The organism is Paenisporosarcina sp. (assembly GCF_057785155.1).
Window position 1 is genome coordinate 22,874 of record NZ_JBYNRN010000046.1, and the last position, 21,731, is coordinate 44,604.

A 21,731-nucleotide genomic window follows, 5' to 3' on the forward strand; every position below is an offset into this window, starting at 1 on the left:
TCAATGGAGATGAGTCAATATTTAGAAATGTTCATCGAAGAAAGCAAAGAACATTTACAAGCATGTAATGAAAATTTGTTGGAATTAGAAAAAAATCCTTCAGATTTAAGAATTGTAAATGAGATTTTCCGTTCTGCACATACTTTAAAAGGGATGTCAGCAACAATGGGGTATGAAGACACAGCAGATTTAACACACAAAATGGAGAACGTCCTTGATGCCATTCGAAATGAAAAAATTGTCGTGACGACGGCTATTCTTGATGTGGTCTTTACTGCAGTGGATCATTTAGAAGCAATGGTTATGGACATAGCGAGTGGTGGAACAGGAAAGCGCGATGTAAGCGCAACTGTTAAAGATTTAAATGCCATAGAAAAAGGTGAATTAGCAGTAGTTGATACTTCTGAAATTGCCGCAACAACTGTAGAAGAAACGAAACAACATTCATTCTTAACATACGATGAATTCGAACTAACCGTCATCTCTCAATCACATGAGCAAGGTTTTAATACATATGAAATTTCTGTAAGCTTACGTGAAGACTGTTTATTGAAAGCTGCACGTGTCTTTATGGTATTTGAATTACTTGAAAAAATGGGCGATGTCATTAAGTCTTCCCCATCAGTAGATCAGTTAGAAAGTGAGCAGTTCGATACTCAATTCCATGTATCATTAGTTACCAACGAACCCGCTGAAGATGTTCAAAAGAAATTAATGAAAGTTTCTGAGGTTGTGGAAGTCGTCGTTCATTCAGTGACGATTGAACAATTACAATCTAGAAATAATGAATCCCCAGTTGTAGAAAATGAAAATCAATCTCAAAATACAAGTTCATCAAATGATGTGGCTGTTGCTCAAAATGCAACTAACGCTCCATCAAAAGGTGTACAAGCTGGAAATAAAACAATTCGTGTAAATATCGAGAGATTAGATATTTTAATGAATCTATTTGAAGAACTTGTAATTGACCGAGGAAGACTGCAGTCAATTTCATCAGAGTTAAACCATAGCGAATTAGATGAAACTGTCGAACGCATGACAAGAATCTCCGGAGACTTACAGACAATTATTTTAACAATGCGTATGGTTCAGGTAGAGACAGTATTTAATCGATTCCCTAAAATGGTTCGTCAGTTAGCGCGTGATTTGAATAAGAAAATTAACCTTGAAATCATCGGTGCAGAAACTGAACTTGACCGAACAGTTATTGATGAAATTGGAGACCCACTTGTTCACTTAATACGAAATGCACTTGATCACGGCGTAGAACGACCAGAAATTCGTGTAGCGAATGGTAAACCTGAAGAAGGTACAGTTGTTTTGAGAGCTTATCATAGTGGGAACCATGTATTTATCGAGCTAGAAGATGATGGAGCAGGGATTAACCGAGACAAAGTTTTAAATAAAGCAATTTCTAAAGGAATCGTTACAAATGAAATGGCTGCAACGATGACCGATAAGCAAGTGTTTGAATTGATAATGGCATCTGGCTTCTCAACTGCTGATACCATTTCAGATGTTTCTGGTCGTGGTGTTGGACTTGATGTAGTGAAATCGACCATAGAATCTTTAGGTGGATTTATCACGATTGATTCAACTGAAGGGAAAGGTTCATTATTCTCGATTCAATTGCCATTAACATTGTCTATTATTTCAGTAATGCTTGTTGAAATTGAAGAAGAAATGTTTGCAATCCCATTATCATCAATTATTGAAACAGCAATTATTCGTTCAACTGATATATTAAATGCTCACAACCAAAAGGTAATTGATTTCCGTGGCAAAGTTGTTCCTCTTGTATTCTTGGATGACGTCTTCAGTGTTCCAAGAAATGAACAGAGCGATGAAGAGTTTTTATCAGTAGTTATTGTTCGCAAAGGTGACAAAATGGCTGGACTAGTTGTTGATTCATTTGTTGGTCAACAAGAAATTGTACTTAAATCATTAGGTAATTATTTATCAAGTGTATTTGCCATTTCAGGTGCAACCATTTTAGGAAACGGTAAAGTGGCATTGATTGTTGATTGTAATGCATTGATCAAATAGTTCACTCGGAGAGGGTGCGGAAAAATGACAGAATTAAAAGCAATGGATGATTTAAAAGTTATCGTATTTGAACTAATGAATAAAGAATATGTAATTCCAGTAAGCCAAGTGCAGTCAATTGAAAAAATGATGCACATTACACGTGTACCTAAAACACCTTCATTTGTAAAAGGAGTTATTAACTTACGTGGTGTAGTCACACCAATCATCGATTTACGTGAACGTTTTAACTTGCAGGCAAGTGAAGCCAATGAACAATCTCGTATGATTATGATTAAGCTTGAGGATATGGAAGTAGGATTAATCGTCGATGCTGCAAATGATGTATTGGACATTCCTTTATCCGCAATCGAACCTCAACCTGATGTAGTCGGTTCAATTGAATCCGAATTTATTGGAGGCGTTGCAAAACTGGAACGTCGACTGCTTGTCATGCTGCAATTAGAAAAGGTATTGAATCCAATTAAGCAGGCCATATAATATGGGGATTCATCAAAATATTACATCTATCCATCTAGATGTTTTAAAAGAAATTGGGAATATTGGAGCTGCTCATGCAGCCACAGCATTATCCAGTCTTTTAAATAAGAAAATCGATATGAAAGTTCCAAAAGTTGAAATGGTGTCTTTTGATGACATGATGGATCTTGCTGGTGGACCAGATAATGTCGTAACGGCTATTTATCTACGAATTGAGGGAGATGTTTCAGGTAGTATGTTTTTTATACTACCAATTGAACAATCAAATGCTTTCATTCGAAACTTAATACAAGATCCAACATTTGATTTTGAAAAACCACCATTATCAGAGATTGGAATTTCGGCAATGCAAGAGCTAGGGAATATTTTATCAGGTTCCTATCTATCGGCACTTTCAGATTTCACGAGATTAAAAATATATCCTACTGTGCCAGCATTAACGGTTGACATGGTAGGAGCAATTATTAGTTTTGGTTTAGTTGAATTGTCTCAAGTTAGCGACTACGTTATTGTAATTGACACAGCTATTCATGAAGAAGATGTGCCGGGTTCAGAAGATGTGAGAGGCCATTTCTTTTTACTTCCTGACCCAGAATCGTTTGATTCCATTTTTAAATCATTAGGAGTTACCTTACCATGATCATTACAAGGCAGGTTGTCAAAGTAGGTATTGCAGATATGAATGTGGCAAAGAATCCGGATACAATTCGGACATCTGGTCTTGGGTCTTGTGTGGGTGTAGTTTTGTATAATGAGTTCCAAAAAATTGCTGGATTAGTCCACGTTATGTTACCTGACTCAAGTCTTAATCGCACTGAGTCAATCAATCTTGCGAAATTCGCTGATACTGGTATACCTGCCATGATCGAACAGTTAAAACTTGAAGGTGTTCAACCATTTAAACTGAAAGCAAAAATTGCTGGCGGCGCACAAATGTTCCAATTTGCATCAAGCAGAGATACTTTACGAATTGGGCCCCGAAACGTAGAAGCGGTAAAGGCATGTTTGCTACAGTTTAAAATTCCATTAATCGCAGAAGAAACAGGCGGTAGCAGTGGGAGAACGATTGAATTTGACCCATCTACTGGACTATTAAATATTCGAACGGTTAACCAAGGAGTGATTGATATCTAATGGTTGGTTCTATATTATCTAATTGTTGGGCAGCTTTAATTGCCTTTTCATTGTATTTTGCTCTTGCTTTACCTAATGGCACACCCATATCCATACTGACCGGTTCGTTTATTTGGGCCTTAGTATTATTCCTTCTCACATTTATTATTCGATATTCCCTCTATTACGTATGGCAATCTGAAGAGATGCCAGTTTTAGACTTAATTGAACAAGTGGAGATTGCACAACAAAAATCCAACGAAACGAACCCATCAGCTGAAGAAATGGCTGCAGTCGTAAAGCAATTATTGAAAGATGAATAATACAGATATTTAAGGCAGCTGAATATATTCAGCTGCCTTAAATTATGATTAAAAAAATAAAGTTTCATTTCCAAGGCTTTAAGGCTTTAACAATTGAAATTTATTGTTTAACGTGTTTCGTTTTCCACAGGTGTCTCAAGAAATAGTCACTCATTTTGACACTGTACTTTATATCAACATACGGTAAGTTATATTCATGATAACTTCACAAGCAAACCAATCGTTGATATAGCTGTTTTACGATAAGAAATCTAACACGTAAACGCTCAGTGTAATAACTTGCAACTACCCTATGTTGCAGTTTGAAGTAATATAGTAAAAGGTGTTTATAATTATATGAACAAAAATACAGATAATTATATTCATATTTACATCATTTTCAGTTGATTGAAATGGAGGTGGCGACTCCAGCGGAATCAGCAAGAACTGAAGACCTGGACTGAGCATAGCGAGGGAAGCGGCTGAAGTCTTGCCCGCGGAAAGCGTCCACCGCAATGAAAATCAACGTTTATTTTATTTGTCTAATTCATGGGCAGCTGAGTGTATTCAGCTGCCCTTTTTGTCGAAATATTTGTTATAATGTTCTTAAATATATTTTTTTACAAATGATAGGGGGATTCGATGACACAATCCAATCAATCCGACGAACAACGTAACTGGCAACTATGGATAAACGAAAAAGATCCAGATGCAGGCGATTTGTTAATCCGTAAATATACCCCCTTGGTTAATTATCATGTCCAAAGAATTGGTGCAGGTCTACCCAAGAATGTCTCAAAAGATGACTTGAAAAGTTTAGGGATGATGGGGTTATTCGATGCGCTTAATAAATTTGAGCCTCAAAGGGACTTGAAATTTGATACATATGCATCGTTCCGTGTTCGAGGAGCAATTATTGATGGTTTAAGAAAAGAAGATTGGCTTCCACGATCAACTCGAGAAAAGGCTAAAAAGTTAGAGGCTAATATTGAAGAATTAGAACAAAAATTGATGAGGCATGCGACACCTGAAGAAGTGGCTGCGCATGTTGATTTACCTGTTGATGATATTTACCGAACCGTCCAAGAACATTTCTTTTCAAATGTCTTGTCGATTGATGAACAAATACAAGACAGTGAAGAGGCTGAAGGCAAATCATTTGTCATTCGTGATGTCGAAACGAAATCACCAGAGCAACAACTGGTAAAGGTTGAATTATTAGGAGACCTTGCTGATCGCATAAAATTATTAAACGAAAAAGAACAACTAGTCCTTAGTTTGTTCTATACAGAAGAGTTAACACTAACCGAAATCGGTGAAATGCTAAATTTATCGACCTCAAGAATTTCACAAATTCATTCTAAAGCCCTTTTTAAGTTACGAAAGTATTTAACCAGTGAAATGTTAAATGCCTAATTGGGGGAAAACATATGAGCCTAAAAGGTGTCGAATTACAAATTGCCATACCCAAAACATTTGACGCTGGCAAGATGTCTGATACAGCAAATCAGTTAACATTGAGAAACCAAGAAGCGGCTTCTGATGCCATGATGCGACAATTAGAACGAAATCGTTCTACCGTTACGACGACATTGCATGCTGAAGAATTACATCAAGAGAAAGATCCAAAACAACATGATTCTGAACAGCAAGAGGAACAAGAAGAAAATAGTATAGAAACTAAAGTTGTGTCAAAGCATCCCTATAAAGGGAATTTTGTGGACTTTAGTGGATAGGAGTATCTATGTCAGGTGTGTTATTAACATTCTTATTTATTCTTCAATTTGTTTCTTTTTTTCTAATCGCATTATTATTTACTAGACTATCTAATGCGAAAGATATAGAAAAGCAACACGAAGAATTTATGAAAGAAATGGACGATGCAGTAAGTGCGTATTTATTTGAAATAAAAGACGAAAATAACCGTTTAATCGAAGAGTTGGCTATAACGAAGGAAACGAATCACCTTATAAAAGTAGAAGAAAAAACACCAATAGATGAGATTCCATTTTCACCTCGGTCAACTGTTTCGAAAAGTGCAGTTGCAAAACTTTATCAACAAGCTTCCCCTGTTAAAGAAACAGTAGAGAGTAAAAATGAACTAACTCCACAAAATCAAGTTTTAGCTTTATCAAATGCTGGTAAATCAATTGAAGAAATCGCTAAGCAATTAGGAAAAGGGAAAACTGAAATTGAGCTTATGTTAAAATTTCACCATGAATAGGTTGCAGTACTATTTTATATATGGTATATTATCAAATGGTGTTATCACACACGCATTTGGATAGTGACAAGTGGTCCTTATTAAATTAAGGTCTTGTGCTCTAGTTGAAGAATGCGGAGGGAAATTAAACCAAACCAGGAGGAAACAAAAAATGTCAGTAATTTCAATGAAACAATTACTTGAAGCTGGTGTACACTTCGGTCACCAAACTCGCCGTTGGAATCCAAAAATGAAAAAATACATTTTTGTTGAACGTAACGGAATCTACATCATCGATCTACAAAAAACAGTTAAGAAACTTGAAGAAGCTTATGCTTTCATGCGTCAAGTTGGAGCAGATGGTGGTAAAGTTCTTTTCGTAGGTACGAAAAAACAAGCACAAGATGCTATCAAAGAAGAAGCAGAGCGTTCAGGTATGTACTACATTAACCAACGTTGGTTGGGTGGTACACTAACTAACTTCGGTACTATTCAAAAACGAGTTAATCGTATGAAAGCTATCGAAAAAATGGAAGAAGACGGTACATTCACAGTTCTTCCTAAAAAAGAAGTAGGACAACTTAAAAAAGAACACGAACGTCTTGTTAAATTCTTAGGCGGTATTCGCGACATGAAAGGGACTCCAGATGTTATGTTCATCGTTGACCCACGTAAAGAGCGTATTGCTGTTGCAGAAGCTATCAAATTACACATTCCAATCGTTGGAATTGTAGATACTAACTGTGACCCTGATGAAATTGATTATGTAATTCCAGCAAATGATGATGCGATTCGTGCCGTTAAATTATTAACAGCTAAAATGGCAGATGCTTTAATGGAATCAAGACAAGGTGAAGAACAAGCTCCAGCTGAAGCTGCTGCAGAATAATTCACATGTACGATAAAGGTGATAAGCGGCTAAACCCCTTATCACCTTTTTTTGAGAAAAAGACACTCATATATATTGATAGGAGGAAACAATAATGGCAGTTACAGCTCAAATGGTAAAAGAATTACGTGAAAAAACAGGCGCAGGTATGATGGACTGTAAAAAAGCATTAGTAGAAACAAATGGTAATCTTGAAGAGGCAATCGATTTCTTACGTGAAAAAGGTCTTTCAAGTGCTGCTAAAAAAGCAGACCGTATTGCTGCTGAAGGTACAACATCTATTTTAGTAAAAGGTAATGAGGCAGTACTTCTTGAAGTAAATGCTGAGACTGACTTCGTTGCTAAAAACGAAGGCTTCCAAGTACTTGTTAAAGAATTAGCTGAACACTTGTTAGCGACTAAACCAGCTTCAGTTGAAGAAGCAACAGCTTCGACACTTCCAAATGGTCTTACAGTAGCTGATCACATTTCAAATGCAATTGCTAAAATTGGTGAAAAAATCACTTTACGTCGATTTGTTGTTCGTACAAAAACAGACAATGATGCTTTCGGTCCTTACCTTCATATGGGTGGACGTATTGGCGTATTGGTAATGCTTGAAGGATCTACAAACGAGCAAGCTGCTAAAGATGTTGCAATGCATGTTGCTGCATTAAACCCGCAATTCATTTCTCGTGATGAAGTTTCTGAAGAAGAAGTTGACCGCGAGCGTAAAGTGTTAACTGAGCAAGCTTTAAACGAAGGCAAACCAGAAAACATTGTTGCTAAAATGGTTGAAGGTCGTCTTGGTAAGTATTTTGAAGAGGTTTGTCTTTTAGATCAATCTTTCGTTAAAAATTCAGATCAAAAAGTACGTGATTTCGTTAACTCAACTGGCGGAACAGTAACAGAATTCGTTCGTTACTCTGTTGGTGAAGGAATTGAAAAACGTCAAGATAACTTCGCTGAAGAAGTTATGAGCCAAGTTAACAAAGGGTAATTATTATTCAGTTAATCACTTTATGTGATGAACAGAATATACATCCAATTATACGATTTTACCTAGGGGGCACGATTTTGTGTTCCCTATTTTTCCACAAAAAAGTGTGATGGAGGATTCCTATGAGCGAACCACAATACAAAAGAGTTGTACTAAAGCTAAGCGGAGAAGCATTAGCAGGGGAGCAAGGTTTTGGTCTATCACCCCAAATTATTATGTCAGTTGCAGAACAAGTAAAAGAAGTAGTTGAGTTAGGTGTGGAAGTTGCTGTAGTAGTTGGCGGCGGAAACATTTGGCGTGGGAAAATAGGTAGTGAAATGGGAATGGATCGTGCTACAGCCGATTATATGGGCATGTTAGCAACCGTTATGAATTCATTAGCCTTGCAAGACTCTTTAGAAAAAGTCGGCATTGAAACTCGGGTTCAATCATCGATTGAGATGAGACAAGTTGCTGAGCCATATATTCGTAGAAAAGCAATTCGTCATCTTGAAAAGAAACGTGTTGTGATTTTTGCAGCAGGTACTGGAAATCCTTATTTCTCTACTGATACGACAGCGGCTCTTAGAGCAGCAGAAATTGAAGCAGATGTTATTTTAATGGGTAAAAACAATGTTGACGGTGTTTATTCAGACGATCCTAAAACAAATAGTAATGCTAAAAAATATGATGAGTTATCTTTCTTAGAAGTTATCCAACAAGGTCTGCAAGTGATGGATTCTACAGCATCAACCTTATGTATGGACAATGATATTCCGCTTATCGTATTCTCAATAATGGAACATGGAAATATTAAACGTGTTGTATTAGGTGAAAAAATCGGAACAGTTGTTAGGAGGAACTCAAATTGACTAAAGAAGTATTAAATCAAACTACTGAAAGAATGACAAAAGCAATTCAAGCATTGACTCGTGAACTTTCAACGATTCGTGCAGGTCGTGCAAGTGCTTCATTGCTTGATAAAATCTTTGTTGATTACTACGGTGCTCCAACACCTATTAATCAAATTGCTGGAGTTGCGACGCCAGAAGCTCGTTTGATCACGATTCAACCTTACGATAAGTCTTCACTTGGTGACATTGAAAAAGCAATTCTGAAATCTGATCTTGGTATTTCTCCGTCTAATGATGGAACGTTGATTCGAATTGCCATTCCAGCGTTAACTGAAGAACGTCGTAAAGATTTAGTTAAAGTGGTTAAAAAAGAAGCTGAAGAAGCAAAAGTTGGAATTCGCAACATCCGTCGTGATGCAAATGATGAATTGAAAAAGTTGGAAAAAAATGGTGATATCACTGAAGATGATTTACGCAGCTTCACAGAAGATGTTCAAAAATTAACGGATGATCATATTGTGAAAATTGATCAAGTTGCAAAAGATAAAGAAAAAGAAATTTTAGAGGTTTAAAGAATCGTCCTAACCTTATCCTAATTTTCTTTCTTAACGGTAGAACTTTCTTTTAATGAAGACGTCCTTACTACTAGGACGTCTTTTTTTTCGTCAGAATGAAGAATATGCCAGCATTTTTTGTTATGATAAGAAAGAAACCGTTCCGAGATGTAAGTAAAGTGGAGGCTCCAATATGTTGAATAAACTCTTTCGGCGTAATACTGAACGACCGAACCTAATGTTAGCGGAACGAATTTCGCTAGTGAAAAATGAAATGATACCTACTCACATTGCCATTATTATGGATGGTAACGGGAGATGGGCAAAAAAACGTGCACTTCCTAGAGTAGCTGGACATCATGAAGGCATGAAAACCGTTAGAAAAATCACACGATTAGCGAATGATCTAGGCGTGAAAGCCTTAACTGTATATGCTTTCTCAACCGAAAATTGGAAACGACCAAAAATGGAAGTCGATTTTCTCATGAGGTTGCCGGAAGAATTTTTAGGTACGTATTTACCAGAACTGATTGAACAAAATGTTCGTGTCGAAATGATGGGAGAAATCGATTCAATTCCACCACATACACACGCTGCTGTTAATAAAGCAATGCTTGCAACAAAAGACAATACAGGATTAGTTTTAAACTTTGCATTAAACTATGGAAGTCGCTCAGAAATTACAAAAGCAACTCAAAGTCTTGCTGAACAAGTGAAACAAGGCAAGCTACTGCCTTCTGAAATTACAGAAGAAATGCTTTCACAACATTTAATGACTTGCTCATTACCTGAACCGGACCTTTTAATTCGTACAAGTGGGGAAGTACGTCTTAGTAATTTCATGTTATGGCAATTAGCTTATACAGAATTTTGGTTTACTGATACGTTATGGCCTGATTTTGATGAAAGTTGTTTACTTGATGCAGTGGAGAGCTATCAGAAAAGGAATAGACGTTACGGAGGATTGAAAGGGGAGTAAAGCACTTGAAACAACGCATACTCACAGCTGTGATAGCTGCTGCATTTTTTATACCGATTGTCATTTTAGGAGGTCTACCATTCACTATATTGGTGTATGCGATGGCAACTGTAGCTTTATATGAAATTTTAAAGATGAAGGGACTATCCCTTTTTTCTGTTCCAGGATTAATTTCATTGTTTGCTTTGTTTGTATTTTTATTACCTACCAAATGGGCAAATCAATTAATGGATTTAACTAGCTACACAAAAATAGATTTAGCACTTATAACCATATTAATTTTATTAACTTATATTGTTGTAGTAAAAAATCGCTTTAATTTTGATGATGCAGCCTTTTCGATTTTAGGTGCTCTATATATTGGAATCGGATTTTTCTATTTTGTTGAAACGCGAATGGCTGGTATTGAATATGTCATTTTTGCATTAGGAATTGTGTGGACAACGGACTCAGGTGCCTATTTCATAGGCAAAAAATTTGGTAAAAACAAATTATGGCCTGATATTTCACCGAACAAAACCATTGAAGGTTTTGTTGGCGGGATTATAACGGCCATTGTTTTTGCGCTCATTTTTCAGTTCATCTCTCCTTTCCCAATTTCAATCATTGCTTTAATCATTGTTACAATCATTGCTTCTATTTTTGGGCAAATAGGTGATTTAGTTGAATCTGCTTTAAAGCGACAATACCAAGTAAAGGATTCAGGCGATATTTTACCTGGGCACGGAGGAATATTAGACCGATTCGATAGTTTATTGTTCGTCCTACCATTATTACATTTCTTGCATTTTGTTGCATAAAGGGGATTGAATTGCATGACGAAGCATATAAGTTTATTAGGCGCTACAGGATCAATAGGAATACAAACACTTGATATTATAAAAGAACATCCAGAAGAATTTAATTTAGTTGCCTTTTCTGTTGGCCGCAACTTGGACAAAGCACGTGAGATTCTTCGTGATTTCAACCCTTCGCTAGTGTCTGTTCAAGAAGAATCTGATTCTCGAGTGCTTCAACAAGAATTCCCTAAAATTCAATTCACTTATGGCTCGAAGGGGTTAGTTGAGGTCGCAACCCACTCTGATACGAGTGTACTTGTGAATGCGGTTTTAGGAAGCGTAGGTTTAGAATCAACATTAGAAGCTATTAAACAACAGAAGACTATCGCTTTGGCCAATAAAGAAACACTCGTAACAGCAGGACATCTCGTTATGGCTGCCGCTGAAAAATACCAGACCTCTATATTACCTGTGGATAGTGAACATTCAGCACTTTTTCAATCAATGAATGGAGAAAACCGCAGTGAGATCAGTAAACTGATTTTAACAGCATCTGGAGGCAGCTTCCGTGATAAGACGAGAGAAGAATTAGCCAATGTAACCATTAAAGATGCTTTAAATCATCCGAATTGGTCGATGGGCGCCAAGATTACAATCGATTCAGCTACAATGATGAACAAAGGTTTAGAAGTCATTGAAGCTCATGTGTTATTTGATATTCCTTATGATGATATTGAAGTGGTATTACATAGGGAAAGTATCATTCATTCAATGGTGGAATTCCAAGATACAAGCATCATGGCCCAATTAGGTACACCTGATATGAGAGTACCTATCCAATATGCATTATCGTATCCGAATCGTTTGCCTAGAAAGAATGCAAAACGGTTAAACTTGGTCGAAATAGGCAAACTTCATTTTGAAGAAATGAATATGAAACGATTCCATGCTTTGAAGTTAGCCTATGATGCAGGACGAGCTGGCGGGACAATGACAACTGTTCTAAATGCTGCAAATGAAGCGGCAGTAGCCTTATTCCTGGAAGAACGTATTTCATTCCTGGAAATTGAAGAGTTGATTGAAAGAATCATGGACGAACATCAAATTGTTTCAAAACCTGATTTGGAGACAATTCTTCATGTGGACGCTGAAACAAGAAAAGCCATTCAAAACATGGTAAAATAATTAAAGCTTTGAGTGAACTGAAAAGCTAGATAAAGGTGGGATACCATGGAATCAACCATTGCGTTTATATTAATTTTTGGATCACTTGTTTTCTTTCATGAATTAGGACATTTTATTTTCGCCAAAAGAGCAGGGATTATGGTCAGAGAATTTGCCATTGGTTTTGGACCGAAAATTTTAGGATTTACGAAAGGTGAAACTTTATATACCATCCGTTTATTACCGTTAGGTGGATATGTGCGTATGGCTGGTGAAGACATGGACTCGGTTGAATTACAACCCGGTTTTCGTGTCGGATTGCTTCTTAATCGAAATGAAGAAGTCACAAAAATTGTTTTAAATCAAAATAAACTTTTACCAGACATGCTTTTTCTAGAAGTTGAACGGTCAGATTTAGAAAAAGGTTTGTGGATAGAAGGCTATGATGAAGAAGAACGTTTAGTACGTTATTCAGTTTCTCGAAATGCTGTCATTTCTGAAAATGGCAAGGATACACTTATTGCTCCTTACGATCGTCAATTCGGTTCGAAATCGATTGGGAAACGAGCGATGGCTATCTTTGCAGGACCTTTATTTAATTTCATTTTGGCTTTTTTCATTTTCTTAGCGATTGGATTGCTTCAAGGTGTTCCTACCTACGAACCAGTGATTTCTGGTGTTCAAGATAACGGCCCCGCAATTGAAGCAGGCATTCAAGAAGGAGATTTAATAACTAAAATTAACGGTCAGGCAATTGATTCATGGCAACAATTAGCCGGAAAGATTCAAGAAAGTCCCGGCAAAGAGCTGAATTTTGAATATGTACGTGATGGAGAAACCTTACAATCGAACATTACGCCAAAAACAATTGAACAAAAAGGACAAACTTTTGGTCAAATTGGTGTGTTATATGAAAGTCCAGTTGAAAAAAATCCGCTTAAAGCAGTTGCTTATGGCGCAGAACAAACATATACATGGATTCTCAAAATCTTTGAACTACTCGGCATGCTTGTAACAGGTCAGTTTACTATCGATGCATTGTCTGGTCCGGTAGGGATTTATAAAGCTACTGAAGAAGTTGCGCAATACGGCGTGTTCAATTTAATGAATTGGGCAGCTATTTTAAGTATTAATTTGGGGATTATGAATTTACTTCCACTACCTGCTTTAGATGGTGGCCGCTTACTATTCTTCTTGTTCGAAGCAATTCGTGGAAAACCGATTGACCGACAAAAAGAAGGCATGGTTCATTTCGTTGGAATTATGTTACTAATGGTTCTTATGGTTGTTGTAACATGGAACGATATTCAACGATTTTTCTTTTAATTAATACTTAATTCATTGTCAATGAAGATATTCACATAAAGAGATCTCACCTAAGCTTAATAGCTAGTGGTCTCGAAGACATTTCACTAACGCAGTGTGTCTAACTAAAGAATTCAAAAATCACCAAAATACGTATTCGTTTGAGGAGCTTATTTATTTATGAAACAGAGTCAAACTTTTATACCAACACTACGAGAAACGCCAGCAGATGCAGATGTTAAGTCACATCAAATGTTATTAAGATCTGGATTCATTCGTCAAAACACAAGTGGAATTTATTCATTCTTACCACTTGGTAAACGAGTTCTACAAAAGGTAGAACAAATCGTTCGCGAAGAAATGGATGCTATTAATAGCGTTGAAGTGCTAATGCCTGCTATGCAACAAGCTGAACTATGGCAAGAAACAGGTCGTTGGTATTCATATGGGCCAGAGTTGATGCGCTTAAAAGACAGACATAATCGTGAATTTGCGCTTGGTGCAACACATGAAGAAGTGATTACGTCACTTTTGCGTGATGAAATAAAATCTTATAAAAAATTACCTTTAACGCTTTATCAAATTCAATCGAAATTCAGAGATGAAAAACGTCCCCGTTTCGGTTTGTTGCGCGGAAGAGAATTCCTAATGAAGGATGCTTATTCGTTCCATGCAACACGTGAAAGTTTAGACCAAACTTATGAAGATATGGTTCAAGCTTATTCACGAATCTTTACACGTTTAGGACTTAATTTCAGAGCAGTAATTGCAGATTCAGGTGCTATTGGCGGAAAAGACACGCATGAATTCATGGTGCTTTCGGAAATTGGAGAAGATACAATTGCTTATTCAGACTCATCTGATTTTGCTGCAAATATTGAAATGGCTGAAGTGAATATGAAGTACGACGTATCAACTGAAGAGTTACTTGAAATGGAAAAAGTAAACACACCGGACCAAAAAACAATTGAGCAAGTTTCTAGTTTCTTGAATGTAAGTCCACAACAATGTATCAAAACATTAGTGTTTAAAGCTGATGAAGAATTTGTTATCGTTTTAGCACGTGGCGACCATGAAATTAATGACATTAAGGTGAAAAATGCCTTACAAGTAAAAACAATTGAATTGGCTAGCGAAGAAGAAACGAAACAATTAATGCAATGTGAAGTTGGATCACTAGGTCCTGTTAAACTTCCGGTTGGTGTAAAAGTTTTAGCAGATCACGCAGTTGCTTCTATTCGAAACGGTGTTTGTGGGGCGAATGAGGCTTCTGTTCATCTGACTAATGTGAACCCAGAAAGAGATTTCGCAGTTGACTTATATGAAGATCTTCGTTTCATTATGGAAGGCGACCCATCACCAGATGGCAAAGGAACAATTGTCTTTGCTAAAGGGATTGAAGTAGGACATGTATTTAAATTGGGAACGACTTATTCTGAACCAATGAATGGTACTTTCTTAGATGACAATGGACGTAGTCAACCTTACATTATGGGTTGTTATGGAATCGGCGTTTCTAGAGTCATGGCAGCTGTAGCCGAACAATACCAAGATGAAAAAGGATTTACTTGGCCTGGGGCTGTTTCGCCATATGACGTTCACTTAGTACCTGTAAATACGAAAGAAGAAGCACAAGTGGCTTTAGCCGATGATTTATACAAGCTTCTTAAATCATATCGTTATGATGTGTTATATGATGACCGTGCTGAGCGTGCGGGAGTTAAGTTTGCGGATGCAGATTTAATCGGACTTCCAATTCGAATAACAGTTGGAAAAAAAGCATCAGAAGGCATTGTTGAAGTGAAAATTCGTCATTCTGGTGAATCATTTGAGTGGAGTAGAGAAGAAGTATTAGACCATTTACAAACATTTTTTCGTACATTCAATCAGTGATTAGTAAAAATACTTTGTGTTAATCACATGGCAAAGAAGTAGGAAGACCGAGTTCTCAGGTCTTCCTTTCTTATTCAGTAACGAGAGGAGGTCCATTGGTGACTGAAATACTTGAAGCCAAAAGACGTTTACAACATTTACTACTGCAATTGCAATTAACAGACGATCAATACATGCCATTTTTTGAATCAGCCTCATTATCGAGAATGACGGTACATAAAAAAGAGCGAGTTTGGAAATTTATGATTCAAGTTGAACAGGTACTACCTTTTGAATTATTCTTGCTTCTTCAAACGAGACTACGTGAAAAATTTGCAGGGATAGCAGATGTGAAATTAATACTTGCTTGTGAAAATAAAGAAGTAAGCCATGATTTAATTTGCTCTTATTGGCCCGTTATTCTAGAGGAAATAGATGATATGTCTCCACCTCTTAGAAACCGTTTAATTGGTCAACAACCAGCTTTTAATGGACAAACTGTTTTATTCACCTGTGCATTAGAAATAGAACATCGTACATTAAAATCGAAATATGCTGAAAAAATTTCAGCTGTATATACATCGTATGGATTTCCATTGATGCCTGTAGATTTTAAAATGGTGGAAGAAGCTGCGGAACAAGCGGAAGCGCAGCAAGCATTTTTGGAACAACGTAGAATCGAGGAAGAAGAACTGGGTAAAAAAGCGCTTGCGGATATGCAAAAACGTGATAAAGACCGCTCAACTTCTGGTCCTTCCAATAATGGTCCATTCCAATTAGGTGTAAATATTAAGCCGGATGAACCAATAATGGAAATTAAACAAATTCAAGATGAAGAACGCAGGATTACGATAGAAGGATTTGTGTTCGATGTTGAAGTGAAAGAGTTACGAAGTGGTCGTTCGTTATTAACCGTTAAAATGACCGATTATACAGACTCGATTTTAGTTAAAATGTTTTCCCGTGATAAAGAAGATGCGGAATTAATGACATTGTTGAAAAAAGGGACTTGGTTGAAAGTTCGAGGGTCTGTACAAAACGATACTTTCGTTCGTGATTTAATTGTGATGGCTCAAGATATGATGGAGATCCGAGTAGACGCCCGTAAAGATACAGCGCCAGCGGATGAAAAACGAGTAGAACTTCATTTGCATACTCCAATGAGTCAAATGGATGCTGTATCATCTGTTGATGCACTTGTTGGCCAAGCAGCGAAATGGGGGCACCCAGCAGTTGCCATTACTGATCATGCAGTGGTGCAATCATTCCCAGATGCTTACGCAGCGGGTAAAAAACATGGCATTAAAATTATTTATGGGTTAGAAGCTTACTTAGTAAATGATGGGGTTCCCATCGCATACGAAGAAGAGCACAGAAAATTATCAGATGCTACTTACGTGGTCTTTGATGTTGAAACAACGGGTCTTTCAGCCGTCTATGATTCTATTATTGAATTAGCAGCAGTTAAGATTAAAGACGGCAATGTAATCGACAAGTTTGAAAGTTTTGCGAATCCACATCACCCACTGTCTGCAACCACAATTAATTTAACTGGCATAACTGATGATATGGTTACTGATGCACCAGAAATTGAAACGGTCATTAAAGATTTCCATGATTGGATTGGCGATAGCATTTTAGTCGCACATAACGCTTCTTTTGATATGGGCTTTTTATACGTTGGGTATAAAAAATGTGGCTTGCAAGATACCATCCACCCTGTCATAGATACATTAGAATTAGCTAGATTTTTACATCCTGAACTGAAAAATCACCGATTAAATTCATTGGCAAAGAAATTCAATATCGATTTAACGCAACATCATAGAGCGATTTATGATACTGAGGCCACCGGGTATTTACTGCTTATCTTGTTAAAAGAAGCAGAAGAAAAAGGAATCCACTACCACGATGAATTTAATCACCAAACAGGAAATGGCGAGTCATATAAAAGGGCGAGACCCTCGCATTGTACCTTATTGGCAACTGATGAAGTTGGATTGAAAAATTTATTTAAATTGGTGTCAACTTCACATATGAATTCGTTTTTCCGAGTTCCTCGTATTCCAAAGTCCGTTCTAGTAAAGCATCGTAAAGGATTAATTATTGGTTCGGGATGTGACAAAGGAGAAGTTTTTGAAGGGTTAATGCAAAAATCTCCTGAAGAAGTTGAAGATATTGCAAAATTCTATGATTATTTAGAGATTTTTCCAAAAGAAGCTTATTCTCATTTAATTGAATTAGAGCTTGTGAGAGATGAATGGAATCTTGAAGATATCATTCGTAAGATGGTGAAGCTTGGTAAGAAACTTTCAATTCCAGTCGTAGCGACAGGGAATGTACATTATGTTCATGAAAATGATGCGATATTTAGACAGATATTAATTGGTGGTCAAGGTGGAGCAAACCCATTAAATCGAGCTAAATTACCGAAAGTTCACTTTAGAACAACGAATGAAATGTTAGACTCATTTGCTTTCTTGGGTGAAGAAACAGCTAAGCAATTAGTTGTAGAGAACTCAAATAAAATTGCAAATATGATTGAAGACATCAAACCGATCAAAGATGATTTGTATACACCGAAAATTGAAGGTTCAGATGAAGAAGTTCGTGAACTTAGCTATTCAATGGCAAAACAAATTTATGGTGAAAACTTACCTGAAATTGTTGAAGCTCGAATTGAAAAAGAACTCACGTCGATAATTGGACATGGATTTGCGGTTATTTATTTAATTTCACATAAGCTTGTGAAAAAATCACTGGATGACGGATACTTGGTAGGGTCACGTGGTTCTGTAGGTTCATCATTGGTCGCAACATTGATGGAAATTACGGAAGTAAATCCGCTTCCTCCACATTATGTTTGTCCAACGTGCAAACAGGCAGAGTTTTTCGATGATGGTTCCGTAAGCTCTGGTTTTGACTTGCCGAATAAAGACTGTCCTGTCTGTGAAATTCCATACCGCAAAGATGGACAAGATATCCCGTTCGAAACTTTCCTAGGTTTCAAGGGGGATAAGGTGCCAGATATTGACCTTAACTTTAGTGGGGAATACCAGTCTGTTGCACATAATTACACAAAAGTTCTCTTTGGAGAAGATAATGTGTATCGGGCGGGAACAATTGGTACAGTTGCAGAAAAAACAGCTTATGGATACGTTAGAGGATATGCAAATGATCATAACTTAACAATTCGTGGGGCTGAAATTGATCGATTGGTTTTAGGGTGTACTGGAGTTAAACGGTCAACCGGACAACATCCAGGGGGCATAATCGTTGTGCCTGATTATATGGACATCTTTGACTTTTCACCAATTCAGTTCCCAGCAGACGCTCAAGATTCCGAATGGAAAACAACTCATTTTGACTTCCATTCTATACATGATAATTTGTTGAAACTTGATATTCTAGGACACGATGATCCTACTGCTATTCGTATGCTACAGGATTTATCAGGAATAGATCCTAAAACCATTCCGACGGATGATCCCGAAGTAATGAAGATTTTCAGTGGTACATCGTCTTTAGGTGTTACAGAAGAACAAATAGGGTGTAAGACAGGAACACTTGGTATTCCTGAGTTTGGAACGCGGTTTGTGCGTCAAATGCTTGAAGAAACAAAGCCTTCTACTTTTTCAGAACTTGTGCAGATTTCAGGATTATCCCATGGTACAGACGTTTGGCTAGGGAATGCACAAGAGTTGATTCAAAACGGTACATGTCAATTATCTGATGTTATTGGATGTCGTGATGATATTATGGTTTATTTAATCTATCAAGGATTAGAACCGTCGTTGGCATTTAAAATTATGGAATCAGTGCGTAAAGGTAAAGGACTTACACCTGAATTCGAAAGTGATATGCGTTCAAATGGCGTACCGGAGTGGTATATTGATTCTTGTAAAAAAATCAAATACATGTTCCCTAAAGCCCATGCGGCTGCATATGTATTGATGGCCGTTCGTATTGCTTACTTTAAAGTTCATTTCCCAATTCTTTATTACACAGCTTATTTCACTGTTCGCGCAGCAGACTTTGACTTGCATGTGATGACGAAGGGTTCTGCTTCAATTAAAGCGAAGTTAGATGAAATAAATGCGAAAGGCTTGGATGCTGCACCGAAAGAGAAAAGCTTAATGACAGTCCTAGAGATTGCTCTTGAAATGTGTGAACGTGGGTACCACTTTAAGAAAGTGGATTTGTACCGTTCAAGTGCTTCTGAATTTATCATTGATGGGAAAGGGTTAATCCCACCATTTAATGCGATACCAGGTCTAGGGACAAACGTAGCTAAAGCGATTGTGGAAGCACGGAAAAATGGAGAGTTTCTTTCTAAAGAGGATTTACAACAACGTGGTCGTGTCTCCAAAACATTGATTGAGTACATGGATACACTTGGTTGTTTGGAAGGTATGCCTGATGCAAATCAGTTGTCTCTATTCTGAGCCTGATTTGCACACAGTGCATGGTTATGGTATAATTTGAGTAACATTTGTTGATAGGTACGCGACAAAAGAGTGGGATTTCCCGCTCTTTTCTGTTTGTTATGTCGTAAACAATATCTAGCAGGAGGCATGTATGAGCAAAATATTAAACGAAGTAGAAACGCTTGTGAAGCCCATTGTTGAAGAATTAAACCTTGAATTAATTGATTTGGAATTTGTAAAAGAAGGCCGAGATTGGTTTTTACGTATTTATGTAGATACACCTCAAGGTGGAATCGATATCGAACAATGTGCACTAGTTAGTGAACGTGTGAGTGGTGTTTTAGATGAAAAAGATCCGATTGAACAAAATTATTTCTTAGAAGTTTCTTCACCTGGTGCAGAACGACCGCTTAAAAAAGAAAGTGATTATGAAAAAGCAGTCGGGAAATATATCCATGTAAAGACATACGCAGCAGTTAAAGAGTTGAATGAAAAAGAATTTGAAGGAACTTTACTTTCAAATACTCCAGAAGAACTTGAAATTGAAGTGCGTGTAAAGACTAGAAAAATTAAAGTTAAATTGACAAAAGAGAAAATTGCATTTGCGCGATTAGCAATTAATTTCTAAGCATAATGTGAATTTAGGAGTGAAGAAAATGAGTAGTGAATTGCTAGATGCGTTAGTCGCATTAGAAAAACAAAAAGGCATTTCTCGTGATGTTTTGGTTGAAGCGATTGAAGCGGCTTTAGTAACGGCTTATAAACGCAATTTCAATCAAGCACAAAACGTACGTGTAGATTTAAATTTAGATAATGGTTCAATGCGTGTTTACTCTCGCAAAGACGTTATGGAAGAAGTATTAGATGAGCGCCTTCATATATCATTAGAAGATGCAAAAGTTGTTAACCCAGCATTTGAACTTGGTGACATCGTGGAAGAAGAAGTAACACCACGTAACTTTGGTCGAATTGCTGCTCAGACTGCAAAGCAAGTAGTTACACAACGTGTACGTGAAGCTGAACGTGGACTTATTTATGAAGAATATGTAGATCGCGAAGAGGATATCGTAAACGGAATTGTTGAACGATTAGATGCTCGTAATATTTATGTAGGTCTTGGGAAAGTTGAAGCTGTTTTACCAGTAAATGAGCAAATTCAAAATGAAGTGTATCATCCACACGATCGTATTAAAGTGTTCATCACAAAAGTTGAACGTACAACTCGTGGACCTCAAGTATTCGTTTCGAGAACACATCCAGGTTTACTTCGTAGACTATTTGAGATGGAAGTTCCTGAAATCTTTGATGGAATTGTTGAGATTAAGTCAATCGCTCGTGAAGCAGGAGACCGTTCTAAAATTTCAGTTGTTGCTCATAACGAAGAAGTAGATCCAGTAGGATCATGTGTTGGTTCAAAAGGCTCTCGTGTTCAAACGATTGTTAATGAATTAAATGGTGAGAAGATTGATATTGTTGAGTGGTCTGATGATCCTGTAATCTTTGTTGCAAATGCTTTAAGTCCTTCTAAGGTACTTGATGTTCAAGTAAATGAAGAAGAAAAATCAACGACTGTTGTTGTTCCCGACTATCAATTGTCTTTAGCAATTGGTAAAAGAGGTCAAAATGCTCGTCTAGCTGCTAAGTTAACTGGTTGGAAAATTGACATTAAGAGCGAAACGGATGCACGTGAATTAGGATTATATCCACCTGCTAATGCTCAATATGATGATGAGTACGAAGAAGATGAGTATGAAGACAATGATTCAATTGACTTATATAAAGACGACGAAGAATAAGCGAAGAGGG

20 protein-coding genes are annotated in these 21,731 nt (G+C 37.1%); all 20 read left to right on the forward strand.

Annotated elements, in window-relative coordinates; translation table 11 throughout:
- Positions 1 to 3: 3 nt before the first annotated feature.
- On the forward strand, positions 4 to 2,046 hold the full coding sequence (locus tag AC3EA5_RS16095) for a chemotaxis protein CheA (protein ID WP_488609250.1): 2,043 nt from the start codon (positions 4 to 6) through the stop codon (positions 2,044 to 2,046).
- Positions 2,047 to 2,070: 24 nt separating this feature from the next.
- The gene (locus AC3EA5_RS16100) at positions 2,071 to 2,526 is read left to right on the forward strand and encodes a chemotaxis protein CheW (protein WP_394187396.1); all 456 of its coding nucleotides are present in this window, start codon (positions 2,071 to 2,073) and stop codon (positions 2,524 to 2,526) included.
- A 1-nt stretch (position 2,527) separates the two neighbouring features.
- The gene (locus tag AC3EA5_RS16105; RefSeq protein WP_488609251.1) at positions 2,528 to 3,166 is read left to right on the forward strand and encodes a chemotaxis protein CheC; all 639 of its coding nucleotides are present in this window, start codon (positions 2,528 to 2,530) and stop codon (positions 3,164 to 3,166) included.
- The gene (locus tag AC3EA5_RS16110; protein ID WP_488609252.1) at positions 3,163 to 3,660 is read left to right on the forward strand and encodes a chemotaxis protein CheD; all 498 of its coding nucleotides are present in this window, start codon (positions 3,163 to 3,165) and stop codon (positions 3,658 to 3,660) included. Before AC3EA5_RS16105 ends, AC3EA5_RS16110 begins: the two co-directional genes overlap by 4 nt.
- Positions 3,660 to 3,962: a hypothetical protein gene (locus tag AC3EA5_RS16115; RefSeq protein ID WP_488609253.1), complete on the forward strand. Its 303-nt coding sequence runs from the start codon at positions 3,660 to 3,662 to the stop codon at positions 3,960 to 3,962. Before AC3EA5_RS16110 ends, AC3EA5_RS16115 begins: the two co-directional genes overlap by 1 nt.
- Positions 3,963 to 4,583: 621 nt before the next feature.
- Entirely contained in the window at positions 4,584 to 5,357 is a 774-nt protein-coding gene (locus tag AC3EA5_RS16120) for a FliA/WhiG family RNA polymerase sigma factor (RefSeq protein WP_394187400.1), read from the forward strand.
- Between the two features lie 14 nt (positions 5,358 to 5,371).
- A complete protein-coding gene (locus AC3EA5_RS16125; RefSeq protein WP_488609254.1) occupies positions 5,372 to 5,677 on the forward strand; it encodes an RNA polymerase subunit sigma in 306 nt (101 codons plus the stop codon).
- A gap of 8 nt (positions 5,678 to 5,685) precedes the next feature.
- Positions 5,686 to 6,165 (forward strand): hypothetical protein, encoded by a 480-nt coding sequence (locus AC3EA5_RS16130; protein WP_488609255.1) that lies wholly within the window; start codon positions 5,686 to 5,688, stop codon positions 6,163 to 6,165.
- 151 nt (positions 6,166 to 6,316) lie between these two features.
- Complete coding sequence (gene rpsB / locus AC3EA5_RS16135; RefSeq protein WP_394187403.1) at positions 6,317 to 7,033, forward strand: 30S ribosomal protein S2; 717 nt, start codon at positions 6,317 to 6,319, stop codon at positions 7,031 to 7,033.
- Positions 7,034 to 7,127: 94 nt separating this feature from the next.
- Positions 7,128 to 8,012: a translation elongation factor Ts gene (gene tsf / locus AC3EA5_RS16140; protein ID WP_394187404.1), complete on the forward strand. Its 885-nt coding sequence runs from the start codon at positions 7,128 to 7,130 to the stop codon at positions 8,010 to 8,012.
- Between the two features lie 122 nt (positions 8,013 to 8,134).
- Positions 8,135 to 8,863 (forward strand): UMP kinase, encoded by a 729-nt coding sequence (gene pyrH, locus AC3EA5_RS16145; RefSeq protein WP_394187405.1) that lies wholly within the window; start codon positions 8,135 to 8,137, stop codon positions 8,861 to 8,863.
- Between the two features lie 32 nt (positions 8,864 to 8,895).
- A complete protein-coding gene (frr, locus tag AC3EA5_RS16150) occupies positions 8,896 to 9,417 on the forward strand; it encodes a ribosome recycling factor (protein ID WP_394187553.1) in 522 nt (173 codons plus the stop codon).
- A gap of 175 nt (positions 9,418 to 9,592) precedes the next feature.
- Entirely contained in the window at positions 9,593 to 10,378 is a 786-nt protein-coding gene (gene uppS / locus AC3EA5_RS16155; RefSeq protein WP_394187406.1) for an undecaprenyl pyrophosphate synthase, read from the forward strand.
- Positions 10,379 to 10,383: 5 nt separating this feature from the next.
- Entirely contained in the window at positions 10,384 to 11,178 is a 795-nt protein-coding gene (locus AC3EA5_RS16160) for a phosphatidate cytidylyltransferase (protein ID WP_488609256.1), read from the forward strand.
- A gap of 15 nt (positions 11,179 to 11,193) precedes the next feature.
- On the forward strand, positions 11,194 to 12,342 hold the full coding sequence (gene dxr / locus AC3EA5_RS16165; protein WP_488609257.1) for a 1-deoxy-D-xylulose-5-phosphate reductoisomerase: 1,149 nt from the start codon (positions 11,194 to 11,196) through the stop codon (positions 12,340 to 12,342).
- A 45-nt stretch (positions 12,343 to 12,387) separates the two neighbouring features.
- Positions 12,388 to 13,647, forward strand: coding sequence for an RIP metalloprotease RseP (rseP, locus tag AC3EA5_RS16170; RefSeq protein WP_488609258.1), 1,260 nt, complete (start codon positions 12,388 to 12,390; stop codon positions 13,645 to 13,647).
- Positions 13,648 to 13,806: 159 nt separating this feature from the next.
- Positions 13,807 to 15,519, forward strand: a complete 1,713-nt coding sequence (locus tag AC3EA5_RS16175) for a proline--tRNA ligase (RefSeq protein WP_488609259.1) — start codon at positions 13,807 to 13,809, stop codon at positions 15,517 to 15,519.
- Positions 15,520 to 15,617: 98 nt separating this feature from the next.
- On the forward strand, positions 15,618 to 19,943 hold the full coding sequence (locus AC3EA5_RS16180; protein ID WP_488609260.1) for a PolC-type DNA polymerase III: 4,326 nt from the start codon (positions 15,618 to 15,620) through the stop codon (positions 19,941 to 19,943).
- A gap of 133 nt (positions 19,944 to 20,076) precedes the next feature.
- Positions 20,077 to 20,553, forward strand: a complete 477-nt coding sequence (rimP, locus tag AC3EA5_RS16185; RefSeq protein WP_488609261.1) for a ribosome maturation factor RimP — start codon at positions 20,077 to 20,079, stop codon at positions 20,551 to 20,553.
- 28 nt (positions 20,554 to 20,581) lie between these two features.
- The gene (gene nusA / locus AC3EA5_RS16190; protein ID WP_488609262.1) at positions 20,582 to 21,721 is read left to right on the forward strand and encodes a transcription termination factor NusA; all 1,140 of its coding nucleotides are present in this window, start codon (positions 20,582 to 20,584) and stop codon (positions 21,719 to 21,721) included.
- Positions 21,722 to 21,731: the final 10 nt, after the last annotated feature.

Coding starts and splice junctions, on each gene's coding strand:
- pyrH (WP_394187405.1), top strand. CDS start 8,135: ATGAGCGAACCACAATACAAAAGAGTTGTACTAAAGCTAAGCGGAGAA.
- AC3EA5_RS16095 (WP_488609250.1), top strand. CDS start 4: ATGGAGATGAGTCAATATTTAGAAATGTTCATCGAAGAAAGCAAAGAA.
- frr (WP_394187553.1), top strand. CDS start 8,896: ATGACAAAAGCAATTCAAGCATTGACTCGTGAACTTTCAACGATTCGT.
- AC3EA5_RS16120 (WP_394187400.1), top strand. CDS start 4,584: ATGACACAATCCAATCAATCCGACGAACAACGTAACTGGCAACTATGG.
- rpsB (WP_394187403.1), top strand. CDS start 6,317: ATGTCAGTAATTTCAATGAAACAATTACTTGAAGCTGGTGTACACTTC.
- AC3EA5_RS16110 (WP_488609252.1), top strand. CDS start 3,163: ATGATCATTACAAGGCAGGTTGTCAAAGTAGGTATTGCAGATATGAAT.
- rseP (WP_488609258.1), top strand. CDS start 12,388: ATGGAATCAACCATTGCGTTTATATTAATTTTTGGATCACTTGTTTTC.
- uppS (WP_394187406.1), top strand. CDS start 9,593: ATGTTGAATAAACTCTTTCGGCGTAATACTGAACGACCGAACCTAATG.
- AC3EA5_RS16130 (WP_488609255.1), top strand. CDS start 5,686: ATGTCAGGTGTGTTATTAACATTCTTATTTATTCTTCAATTTGTTTCT.
- AC3EA5_RS16100 (WP_394187396.1), top strand. CDS start 2,071: ATGACAGAATTAAAAGCAATGGATGATTTAAAAGTTATCGTATTTGAA.
- AC3EA5_RS16105 (WP_488609251.1), top strand. CDS start 2,528: ATGGGGATTCATCAAAATATTACATCTATCCATCTAGATGTTTTAAAA.
- AC3EA5_RS16115 (WP_488609253.1), top strand. CDS start 3,660: ATGGTTGGTTCTATATTATCTAATTGTTGGGCAGCTTTAATTGCCTTT.
- nusA (WP_488609262.1), top strand. CDS start 20,582: ATGAGTAGTGAATTGCTAGATGCGTTAGTCGCATTAGAAAAACAAAAA.
- dxr (WP_488609257.1), top strand. CDS start 11,194: ATGACGAAGCATATAAGTTTATTAGGCGCTACAGGATCAATAGGAATA.
- tsf (WP_394187404.1), top strand. CDS start 7,128: ATGGCAGTTACAGCTCAAATGGTAAAAGAATTACGTGAAAAAACAGGC.
- AC3EA5_RS16125 (WP_488609254.1), top strand. CDS start 5,372: ATGAGCCTAAAAGGTGTCGAATTACAAATTGCCATACCCAAAACATTT.
- AC3EA5_RS16175 (WP_488609259.1), top strand. CDS start 13,807: ATGAAACAGAGTCAAACTTTTATACCAACACTACGAGAAACGCCAGCA.
- rimP (WP_488609261.1), top strand. CDS start 20,077: ATGAGCAAAATATTAAACGAAGTAGAAACGCTTGTGAAGCCCATTGTT.